This window comes from Bradyrhizobium sp. STM 3843 (assembly GCF_000239815.1).
In the GTDB taxonomy this organism is placed as follows: domain Bacteria; phylum Pseudomonadota; class Alphaproteobacteria; order Rhizobiales; family Xanthobacteraceae; genus Bradyrhizobium.
The window spans coordinates 1-10,287 of record NZ_CAFK01000072.1 but is presented as its reverse complement, the minus strand read 5'-3'; the positions used below and the strand labels follow the sequence as shown (position 1 = coordinate 10,287).

Sequence of the window (10,287 nt, the reverse complement as noted above, 5' to 3'; positions counted from 1 at the left end):
GACGGTTATGACGCAGTAGGAATCAGTGGATGCTGCGGCCGTGCTCGGTCGGGTCGTCCGCGCCTGCGGCGAATTGCGCAATGGCGCTCGATTGGTGGTGCACCAGACGCCAGGCGCCATCGATATGACGGAAATAATTGGTGGCCGCGAGCGGCGCCCCGTCGACGAGCTCGATGCAGATGACGCGTCCGTGATCGCCGTCGACGATCGCATAGGGCTCGGCGCAGACGATCTGCGGTCGCGCCGGATTGTTGAGGATCTCACGCCAGCTGCCGATCACCGACATGCGGCCGACGATGGCCGGCCAGCCCGGGTGAATGCAGGAGATGGTCTCCTGATCGGCCCAGAGCGCGGCAAGCGCGGCAAAATCGCCAGCCGCGAAAGCCGTGTAGAAGGCCGCATTGGCGGCAATGATGTCGCTGACCTCACTCATCGTCATGGCGTGAGCCAAGCTGATGCGGAAATCAAGCGGCAATTGGACCGGCGATGCGCGCCGCGCTTTGCGCGAATCTTGCAAGACCTTGTCGCAACGCATCATGGCGAGGTCTGAGCATGCTCGAAACGGCCATTGTCGGGGGTGGATTGTGCGGATTGGCACTCGCGCGCAGCCTGCAGCAGGGGGGAACGACGTTTGCGTTGTTCGAAGCCCGACACAGGCTCGGCGGACGCATCCTGTCGGTCACGGCCGGCTCGGGGCTGGCGCTCGACCTCGGTCCGACCTGGTTCTGGCCGGACACGCAGCCGCTGCTGACGAGCCTGATCACCGAACTGGGGCTCGCTTATTTCCCCCAGCATGACGATGGCACGGTGTTGCATCTGACCGAGGCCGATAAGGCGGCCGAGCAGATCAATGGACCGCCGATCCACCAGGGCGCACAGCGCTTGCAGGGCGGCATGGCGAGCCTGGTCGCGGCGCTGGCGGACGAACTGCCGAACGAGCGCGTGCATCTCGGCTATCAGCTGACGCGCATCATCGACTGCGTGACGCATGTCCGGCTCGTCTTTGCGACCGCAACCGAGTCAGTGGTCGTCGATGCAAAGCGGGCGGTCCTGGCGGTGCCGCCGCGATTGCTGACCGATCACGTCGGATTTTCGCCCGAGCTCGACGATGCGACGTCGGAAGCGATGCACAATGCAGCAACCTGGATGGCCGCGCAGGCCAAGGTCGCCATCGCCTATGACCGCGCGCATTGGCGCGACAAGGGCCAATCCGGCAACGCCTTCGTCAGCCATGAGCAGGCCGTGGTCGGCGAGATCTTCGATGCCTGCGACGGCGACGGTGCCAAGGCCGCGCTCGGCGGCTTCCTGGCGTTTCCGCCGGAGCTGCGCGAGACCTTCGCCGTCGGGCTGCCGATGCTGATGGCGAGCCAGATGGTGCAGCTGTTCGGTTCGGCGCTCGACGGCGGCGAGCAGCACTACCAGGACTGGGCGAGCGAGCGCTTCACCTGCAGCGCCGCGGATCGCGCCGAGCCGCGCAGCGAGCATATCGAGATCGCCAATCCGATGCTGCGCCGGGCATTGTGGGACGGCCGGCTCCATCTCGGCGCCGCCGAGACCGCCAGCCATGCCGCCGGCTATCTCGAAGGGGCGGTGAACGCCGCACGGCGCATCGAACGTGCACTGGCGCGGACGAGCGGAACGGGCGAGGGCAGCACGAGGCGCGGACAGATCGCCGTCGATGCCAAGCTGTCAGGCAATGACGCCAGCCTCGCCTGGTTCGCCTCCTGGGTCGCCGCGCAGCGCGATGCGGCTTTCGACGATTATCGCGCCCGGCTCAATCGCAGTCTTGCCACGCAGCAGCGCGAGCAGCTGACGCAGCTTGCTGTTCTCGGCGCGATGGAAGCCGTGTTCGCAGCGGCATTGCAGGTGATCGAGGCGCTGACCTTCGACATGCGCGGCGTTGCGGTCGAGCGTGGCCGTTCCGCGCTGACACCGGAGGTGCAGAAGCCGTTCCGCGACGTCATGCAGTCGCTGCTGGACGATGCGGTCGCCTTCAACCGAACCTCCTGTGCGCTATCGAACTTCCCGCACGAGCACAAGCCGTCGAAAGATTATGTGCAGACGATCCTGCGCGACATCGCCGCCGCCTGGCAGGAGTTCTCGCTGGCGGCCAATCGCGTGCTGCTCGCGAAGGCGGAGGCCGCGGCGCGACAGCCGAGCGGCGTGTCATCATGAACTCAGGCAGACCGAAGGCGCGTCGCGTATGAAGTTGCAGATCGAGCGGTCCCATATCGAGGCCATGAGCGCGGCGTTTCCGCATCTGACATCGCTGAAGGAGCAGCTCCGGTTCGGCGAGAAGGTCGAGGTCGACTTCGCGCAGCTTGCGCCGGCCGAGCTCGACGTCCTGCGTAGCCTGTATCAGAAGGCCGGGCCCGAATTCCACGCCCGCGCCGCGCATATTGCGACCCTGCAGCGCGCCTTTGCTGACACCAGCACGCGTTTCGCGGAGAACGAGCTCGAGGCCGTGCTGCCGGCGATTGCCCGTTACCTGATCGCGAACGCGATCCGCGGCTGGATGTTCACCGCCAATGTTGCGAGCCGGCCGTTGCCTTATGTGGTGACCCGGCTCGACTATACGGCGCCCTCGAACGACGAGGCCGGCCGCGTCTTCATCGAGCTGAAGGCCAACGCCAAGGGCGCGATCACGACCGCGACGTTGCGAATTTCCGCCGGCGACATCGTCGGCAGGACGGTGGCGGAGATCTTCGCCGCCAAGGGCTTTCTCAAGGAAACGCCCGAACTGATCGCAGCCTATGACGAGACCGCCGAGCGCTATTTCGCCTGGCGCGGCCGCTATGGCGCGCAATTCTCGGGTCGCGGCACCGGCTTCTTCGCCGATGATCCGAACTCGTCGCATCGCGACATGGACTGGTCGCGCAAGGATGTGATCGTGCTGTCGTCCGGCGGCGGCAGCGCGCGGCTGGTCAATGACGAAGGCATTCTGACCGAGCGGGCGCTGACCTTGGAAGTCACCGGCGACATCCTTGGGCAATATCTGCGCAAGGCGGCCAAGAGCAATCTCTACGACGCCGAGGAAGAGGTCGAGCAATCCAGGGCAGCCATTCCGAAGGGGCTGTTCAGCCGCATTCCGGTGCATCCCTACATGCTGATGTTCCATCTCGAGCTGCACCATTATCTCTGGGTGCATGCCGACGACATGGAGTCCTATGCCTATCAGCCGGATCTCAAGCAGAAGCTGGTGCTGCCGGAAGAGCAGACCGACCTGATCGACATCCTCACCGCCGAGATGGATCTGCTGATGGATGACATCGTTGCCGGCAAGTCCGGCGGCACCACAGTGCTGTGCGCCGGCCCGCCCGGGGTCGGCAAGACGCTGACTGCCGAAGTCTACGCCGAGATCATCGGTCGGCCGCTGTACCGGGTGCACTCCGGCCAGCTCGGGCTCAATGTCGCGGCGATGGAGAACGCGCTGAAGGAGGCGCTGACACGCGCGCAGCGCTGGGGCGCCGTCATGCTGATCGACGAGGCCGACGTCTACATCAAGCGGCGCGAGGACGACATGACGATGAACGCGGTCGTCGGCGTGTTCCTGCGCGTGCTCGAATATTTCAACGGCTTGTTGTTCCTGACCACCAACCGGATCGACGATATCGACGAGGCGATCGTCTCGCGGTGCATCGCGCTGATCAAGTTCAGTTCGCCGGATGCCGAGGCGCGCCGGCGCATCTGGCGCGTGATGAGCGAGCAGTTCGGGCTCAGGGTCGACGCCGAGCTGGTCGATATATTGGTCGAGACGTTTCCGGCCGCCTCCGGCCGCGACATCAAGGGCTTGGCGAAACTGGTCGCCAAATACTGCCACCACAAAGGTGTGCGGCCGGGCATCGACGTATTCCGGCGCTGTGCGATCTTCCGCGGCATCGATCTCGGCGATCACGCGCCGCTCGCGGCGGAAGCGGCGGAGTGAGCGGGCCTGTCTACACGGATTGGCCAAGCGTCGCCGGATTGTAGCCTTCCTCGCGCAGCACCCGCTGCACGACGGGGCGTGCCAGCATCCGTTGGTAGTGCGCCGCGAGGTTGGCGGGGAGGGGGATGCCGGTCTTGTCGGCCCAGAATTCGACATAGAACAGGATCGGATCGGCGACGGTGAAGTCGCCGCCCAGATAGGGGCGCTCATCGAGCATCTTGTTCAGGATCGCAAAACCCTTCATCACGATGTTGCGTCCGAGCGCACGCACGGAGTCCTGATCGGCTTCATTGCGGCTGAAGGTGGGGGTAGCGAAGATGCGTGCGAAACCATGGCCGTGCACCGTGCCGGCGATGTAGGTCATGGCCTCGATCAGCCGGGTTTCTGTCTCGACATCGCCAGACCAGAGCTTGCCGCGCCGTCGCGTCCGCCCGAGCCAATAGGCGATCGCCGGAACCTCGGTGAGCACGCTGCCATCGTCGCGCACCAACGCCGGTATGGTCGCTTTCGGATTGATCGCCATATAGTCCGGCTTGAAATTGTCGCCGGCCGGCAGGTTGACGATATGGGCCTCGAACACCTCCTCCAGCTCTTCGAGGATGATGTGGATGCCGGTCGAGCACGAGCCGGGCGTCATGTAGAATTTCATCATAGCCGTTCTTGTCCGCTTCCCGACATGCATACGAATTCGCGCCATACGGCATGCTTCATGCAAGGATCGTTGCAGTTGTCTCTGTCGTGAAATACTGGAAGAGAGCGCCATGACACCCCGCGAGCCGGAGGTCTTCGTTATTTGTTCCGCCAGGAGCATCGCGCCGGGCGAGGCCAGGGCCTTCAGCCTGTCGCGGATCGGCGACAATGGCGAGGCGCGGCCGTTTCCGATCGTGATCATTCAGACCGCCGCCGGCGGCTTTGTCGGTTACGTGAATTCCTGCCCGCATGAGGGCAAGTGGCTCAATATCGGCAGCGGACAGTTCTTTAACGAGGACCGCAGCCTGCTGGCATGCGGCCGTCACGGCGCCAGCTTCGAGATCGAGAGCGGCGCCTGCGTCGACGGTCCTTGCAAGGGAGCAAGCCTCGAGCCGATCGCGCTCGCCGTGGTCGACGGTGATGTCTGTCTTTGCGGCGTCACGCTGGTCGAGGACGACGGAATCCCCGATCCGTTCGAAGATCCCGACGAGACCATGGAGATCATGATTCATCCGGACTAGTGGCTGCTATGTCCAGATCTCGCCGCTTGCTCGGCTGTCACCCCGCCCCGCTCGCGGGGGAGAGGTCGGATTGCATCGAAGATGCAATCCGGGTGAGGGGGACTCTCCAGGAATTCGGTCTTCCGAGACTCCCCCTCACCCCAACCCTCTCCCCGCAAGCGGGCAGAGGGAGCACACCGCCCGCAATGCGCGAGCCAGAGACTAACTCCCAGATGCGCCCTAGAACCCATCCTCCTTCTTCCCCCATGGATGACTCCCGGGAACGAGCGGGGCCTTGATGCCGGCCTTCTCGACAGCGTCGATGCTCTTGAAATAGGTCGCCTCGTGCACCAGGGTGCCGGTCTTGGTGGTGATGGCGACATAACGGGCGACCGTGTCGGTCTCGCAGAGGTAGCCGCCGCCGGGATCGGCGGTGCTGCGCAGATTGCCGTCCCAATCGACGAAAAAGCCGGTCGGCTCCGACATCGCAATTCTCCTAATCCTGAGCTGGGTTTTCATTATCGTCCGAAACGAGACCGTCGAACGCTGCCGCGACGATGGCGCGGCAGTTCAGGAGCCGCTGATAGTCCGCTTTGCTGACCGTGATGGTATCTGCTGAGTCATCGGCCTGCAGCGTTGCCGCCTGCAGCGCGTCGAACAGCGCCTTCTCGAGCTGATAGATCCGCTCGCTGGCGCGCTCGAGATAGGGCACCGGATTGGCGCGCACATTGGCCTCGTGCAGCGCATCGAGGCTCAACAGCTTGCGGAAACGCCGTTCGCTCTCGCGCTGCTTGAGGCCGAAATCGTGCTCGATGACGCTCATGCGCTTGCCCCGCGCACCGCCGGCGCGTCTGCTCGCGTCGCACGCCGGAGCAGCGTCAGGCATTCCAGCGAAGCGGCCATGTCGAGCGCGGTAAACCCGTCCAGCGTCTCGGTGGCGGTCGCGGCGCCCTTGGCCAGCAGAAGCGCGACCACTTCGGCCTTACCCGAGGACGCGGCATACATCAGCGCGGTGGCGCCATTGTCGTTGCGATTATCGATATCGATGCCGGCTTCGGTGAGCACATCGATGATATCGAAATGGTTGCCGACGCAGGCGAGCCACAGCGCATTGTTACCGTCGGCATTGGTGGCGGCAATCGTAGCGCCCGCCGCCAGCAGCTCGCGCAGCACCGCCACGTTCCCGAGATGCGCTGCCTTCATCAGCGGTGTGGTGCGGTTGGCAACCGTGGCATTGACGTCATCTTGCGGAAAGCCTTGCGCATCGAGCCAGCGCGCCAGCGTCTCGTTCACGGTCGCAGCTGTGCTGGCCGGAGTATGCAGCCGCCAGGCCTCATAGCCGCCATCGAGGCTGTAGACCTCTGTGAAGCCGAAGTCGGAGAAGGTCTGGGCGTATTCCTGGCTGGCGTTGCCGTGATAGCAATAGATCAGGATCGGCGTGCGTCTGTTCGTTGCGGTGATCAGCTGCGACAGGTTGCGCTGGGTGAGATGCTGCGCGCCGATGATATGGGCTTGCGCAAACGAAGCCGCATCACGGACGTCGAAGCGCAGCACGTCGTCGCGCTGCAAGAGCTCCGACGCGAAGCCGACATCGATGCGCTGGCAGGGAATGCGCGGTCTCATGGCAAAACTCCCGCTTCGTTGCGCGTGCGGCCGGGATAAGCCGCGAGCGTCGTGATCCGGCTGTCGGTCAGCGCGCGGCCGACGGTGAAGTGATAGATGGTCTGAAACCTCTGCGTCGTGATGCCGAGCATCTCGTGCACGGAATCGTCAAAGAAGCAGCCGATGCCGGTGCCGCGCAGGCCGACCGCTTCGGCCTCGAGGTACAGCACCTGGCCGAGCAGTCCGGCTTCCCAGTGCAGCTGCCGGTAACGCCAGGGATTGGTGCTGACGGGTTCTTCGAACTCGGCGAGCATCGCGACTGCAAAGCAGCTGTCGCCGGCGATCGCCTGATGGCAGCTCGCGGTTCTGATCACGCCGCGGCCGTCGGTCGGCAGCAGCCGATACAACGGTAGATACGCAGGCGCGCCGTCGACGCGCTCCCAGTCGAAGTCTGCGCGCAACGCCCGCCGCAGCGCTTGCTCGGCCCTGGCATGTCGCGGCAGCGCATAGACGCCGGGCGCGAAACCCTCGACCCGGTGCACGAACACCACCGGATGCAGTCGGGGAGCAAACGTCCAAACGTCCCATGGCAGGATCTTGCGCGGCAGCAACGTATCGAGCATTCGATAGAACTGATCGCCACGCATCGTGAATTTGGCGTCGAAACGCTGCGCGCTGCGCCGGCCCAGGATGATCTCAGCGGCGCGGATCTCCGATGCGACCGGCAATGGCGGACAACTCATCGGCGCTTCAGCAACGTCGCGACCTTGGCCGGTCGTGGCTGCACTGATCTCCGAGATCACCGGCCAGCGATAGAGCGGATGCCGATCGAGCCGGTTGGCCTGCCCGCTCCAATGATCTGCCGCCGTGTAAGGACAGGGCGGCGTGACCGCGTGCTCGGCGCCGCGTGGCTCGATCGCGAGCAACAGATCGGCATCTTCCGCTTCGACGCCTGCAAAATCGGCCGCGCGATCGAGACCCTTCGTGGCCGCCAGCGTCGCGCTGTCGATGTCTTCGATTACCCGCGCCTGCCAGCCGAGCGCGGCCGCAGCATAGGCGATGGCGCCGAGCGCATGGCCGATATCGAGTTGGCAATAGCGGAAGGCGCGCTCGCCATATTTCCAGGCCTCGCGCCAATGGATCGACGACAGGCCGAGCCAGAGCCGCGACGGTCCTTGCGATGATCTCTCGCGCCGGCAGCGCTGCTCCAGGACGTGATCGCGGCTGACATAGTGATAGAGACCGTCGTCGAGACCGGCGATGCCCGCAGCCATCAGATAGGCTTCGGTCGGATGCAGATTGCCGCTGGAGGGATTGCAGCGCAGCGCCCAGCGGTCGGGACCCAGCTCCTTCCAGGCGGACAGGCCGAACGAGAGTTCGAGCAGCAAGGCGATGGTGTCGGTCGTGAGCGCCGCGGGCGGAGTCGTCGCTCCATAGAGCTGCGCGAACGTGGTCGCGAGCCGATCTGACGTCAGCGGCAGCGCCGTCCGCGGGCTGCCGGCGAACTCGCGGAACGGGTTGGGCTGCGCGTCCCAGTCCAGCGTCTCCGGGCCCGCCGCATAGCGCTTGAGGCTGTGCTTGGTACGGGCATGATAGCTCAACGCGATCTCGGCACCCGTCGCGGGCTGTGGTGCAAAGGAAGTCGGCACGCAATAAATCCTCTCCCAAAGCGTGCGCGCAGCGCGCCCGCTCGCGGTTCGCGGCCGCCGTCCGGCCGCTCACGATGTAGCAAGTTCTATTCCCGACGCCGTGGGGACCATCTGCGGGACGGGTGCAAGAATCCGTCTGCGGGAGGAGGTTAGCTTTGTCGGATTTCGGACAGGGCTGGCCGCTCTGTCCGAATCAGGACATCGCGCCCCTCATTGCTTCATCACAGGCTCGGATCGATCGTGCGAGGTGAGGGCTTCCACCTTGGCCTTGATCGAGAGCCAGGTCCGGTGTGCATCGAGCTTGTGGCCGATCTTGAAGCTCAGCGCCATCTGGCCGGCAAAGGCCGCGCCATCAGCACCATATTGTTCGGCGATGATCCATGCGGTCTGCCAATGGTCGCTCTCGGTCGCCATAGGTCGCGGCTCCGTCGCCGCTGTCACAAATCCAACACCAGCGTGTCGCCCTTCGCACGCGAGACGCAGGGCAGGAAATAGCCCTGCGCGCGCTGGTCGGCAGAGAGGCGCTTGTCGCGATGCTCGACCTCGCCCTCCACCACCTTGGTCTTGCAGGTGCCGCACATCCCTTGCTCGCACGAGGTCGCGATCTTCACGCCGTTCTCCTCCAGGTATGCAGTGACGCTCTTGTCGCCGGGGATCTTGAAGGTCGCGCCGGTCGAGGCGATCTTGACCTCGAACACCTTGTCGAGCAGCGCCGCAGCCGCCTTGGCGGTGAAGCGTTCGACATGGATGCGCTCCTCGGCAAAGCCCTTCTGCTTGGCGAGCGCAATGATCGGGTCCTGCCACCAGTCGACGCCGCAGATGAAGAGTTGCGTGTCCTCAGGGCGGTCGGCGAGCACGGTGGCGGGCTTCAGCAGCTGATTGTCCTCGCTGGATTCCTTGTAAAACATAGTGCTTTCCGCGAAGGCGGACGCCTCGATGGTGGCACGGAAGGAATCCGGCGACATCAGCGCGAACACGTAATGCAGCTCGAACGGAATGTTCTTCGCCTTCAATGTGTCGGCAATGCTGAGCATCGGCGTGACACCGATGCCGCGCGCCAGCAGCAGCGCGCGCGTCGTGGTCTTCGGAATCTTGAAGCGGTTGCGCGGACGGCTGACCTGCAGCCGGTCACCTTCATTGATGTCGATATGCAGTGTCTTCGAGCCGCCGCGGCTGTTGGCGTCCTTCCAGACGCCGATGCAGTAGCGGTTGCGCTCGGATGCGCTGTTGAGCAGCGAATATTGCCGCACCAGCCCGTTCGGCAACGTCACGTCGATATGGCTGCCCGGGGTAAAGCCGGGCAACGGCTGATCGTCTGCTGGGACGAGTTCGAACGAGGCCATGTTGTAGGCCTCGATGGCCTTTCTGGCCACGACCACCGTGTGCAGGGCGTCCGTCATTGCTCCACTCCATCATGCCAGCCGGCTGAGGGAGGCGATGCAAGGAGGGGGCCAAAGGCGGTTTGGCCCCGAAGAGCAACGGCAATGGGTCGCGACCTCGACGCATGCGACCTGTTTGCGTAGAAGGCGGTCGTCACTCCTCGTCAATGGTGCTTTCCATGGAAACGACCGCAAGCTCCCATCCGCAGCCGACAACCGCACTCACGATACGGCCGATGGAGGAGCGCGACGCGCCCGAGCTGCTTCGGCTCATGCACGGCATCGTCAGCTTCGAACGTGGTCAGGATTTCAATCTCACCGAGGCGGAGCTGGTGCGCCGCGGCTTCGGGGAGCGGCCCGAGTTCGGCGCTTACGTCGCGGATGCAGGCGGCGATGCCCTCGCGGGGATGGCGGTTCACTACGAAATTCCGTTCATGCATACGTTGCGGCCGCTTCTGATGATGAAGTGGCTCTATGTCGATCCGCAGTGGCGAGGTCGCCGCGTGGGCCAAAAATTGATACGGCAGATGGCCCGGCACGCG

Annotated in this window: 12 protein-coding genes; 4 read left to right on the top strand and 8 right to left on the bottom strand. The window is 64.5% G+C overall.

Annotated features, from left to right (window positions below):
• Positions 1 to 22: 22 nt before the first annotated feature.
• Positions 23 to 433 carry a nuclear transport factor 2 family protein gene (locus BRAS3843_RS09940; RefSeq protein ID WP_035981282.1) on the bottom strand — a complete coding sequence of 137 codons (411 nt, stop codon included), beginning with the start codon at positions 431 to 433 and terminating at the stop codon, positions 23 to 25.
• Between the two features lie 119 nt (positions 434 to 552).
• Here BRAS3843_RS09940 and BRAS3843_RS09935 point away from each other — a divergent pair, with 119 nt between their 5' ends.
• Both BRAS3843_RS09935 and BRAS3843_RS09930 read left to right on the top strand, forming a co-directional pair.
• On the top strand, positions 553 to 2,175 hold the full coding sequence (locus BRAS3843_RS09935) for an FAD-dependent oxidoreductase (protein ID WP_035981280.1): 1,623 nt from the start codon (positions 553 to 555) through the stop codon (positions 2,173 to 2,175).
• A 28-nt stretch (positions 2,176 to 2,203) separates the two neighbouring features.
• The gene (locus BRAS3843_RS09930; protein ID WP_035981278.1) at positions 2,204 to 3,925 is read left to right on the top strand and encodes an ATP-binding protein; all 1,722 of its coding nucleotides are present in this window, start codon (positions 2,204 to 2,206) and stop codon (positions 3,923 to 3,925) included.
• A gap of 10 nt (positions 3,926 to 3,935) precedes the next feature.
• Here the strand turns inward: BRAS3843_RS09930 and BRAS3843_RS09925 are convergent, their stop codons facing one another.
• Positions 3,936 to 4,574, bottom strand: coding sequence for a glutathione S-transferase C-terminal domain-containing protein (locus tag BRAS3843_RS09925; RefSeq protein ID WP_008968711.1), 639 nt, complete (start codon positions 4,572 to 4,574; stop codon positions 3,936 to 3,938).
• A 112-nt stretch (positions 4,575 to 4,686) separates the two neighbouring features.
• On the opposite strand from BRAS3843_RS09925, the gene BRAS3843_RS09920 reads away from it, so the two are divergent.
• Positions 4,687 to 5,136 (top strand): Rieske 2Fe-2S domain-containing protein, encoded by a 450-nt coding sequence (locus tag BRAS3843_RS09920; protein ID WP_008968710.1) that lies wholly within the window; start codon positions 4,687 to 4,689, stop codon positions 5,134 to 5,136.
• Positions 5,137 to 5,355: 219 nt separating this feature from the next.
• On the opposite strand, the gene BRAS3843_RS09915 is transcribed toward BRAS3843_RS09920, so the two are convergent.
• From BRAS3843_RS09915 to BRAS3843_RS09890, 6 genes are all read right to left on the bottom strand, one after another.
• The gene (locus BRAS3843_RS09915; RefSeq protein WP_008968709.1) at positions 5,356 to 5,601 is read right to left on the bottom strand and encodes a hypothetical protein; all 246 of its coding nucleotides are present in this window, start codon (positions 5,599 to 5,601) and stop codon (positions 5,356 to 5,358) included.
• Between the two features lie 10 nt (positions 5,602 to 5,611).
• Positions 5,612 to 5,938 (bottom strand): hypothetical protein, encoded by a 327-nt coding sequence (locus BRAS3843_RS09910; RefSeq protein WP_008968708.1) that lies wholly within the window; start codon positions 5,936 to 5,938, stop codon positions 5,612 to 5,614.
• A complete protein-coding gene (locus BRAS3843_RS09905) occupies positions 5,935 to 6,669 on the bottom strand; it encodes an ankyrin repeat domain-containing protein (protein ID WP_008968707.1) in 735 nt (244 codons plus the stop codon). Before BRAS3843_RS09905 ends, BRAS3843_RS09910 begins: the two co-directional genes overlap by 4 nt.
• Positions 6,670 to 6,734: 65 nt before the next feature.
• Positions 6,735 to 8,366: a nitroreductase family protein gene (locus BRAS3843_RS09900; protein ID WP_008968706.1), complete on the bottom strand. Its 1,632-nt coding sequence runs from the start codon at positions 8,364 to 8,366 to the stop codon at positions 6,735 to 6,737.
• 210 nt (positions 8,367 to 8,576) lie between these two features.
• On the bottom strand, positions 8,577 to 8,780 hold the full coding sequence (locus BRAS3843_RS09895) for a hypothetical protein (protein WP_008968705.1): 204 nt from the start codon (positions 8,778 to 8,780) through the stop codon (positions 8,577 to 8,579).
• A 23-nt stretch (positions 8,781 to 8,803) separates the two neighbouring features.
• Positions 8,804 to 9,766 carry a PDR/VanB family oxidoreductase gene (locus BRAS3843_RS09890; RefSeq protein ID WP_008968704.1) on the bottom strand — a complete coding sequence of 321 codons (963 nt, stop codon included), beginning with the start codon at positions 9,764 to 9,766 and terminating at the stop codon, positions 8,804 to 8,806.
• A 215-nt stretch (positions 9,767 to 9,981) separates the two neighbouring features.
• Between BRAS3843_RS09890 and BRAS3843_RS09885 the strand changes: the two genes are divergently transcribed.
• Positions 9,982 to 10,287: GNAT family N-acetyltransferase (locus BRAS3843_RS09885; protein ID WP_035981281.1), on the top strand; the 306-nt coding region annotated here is incomplete at its 3' end.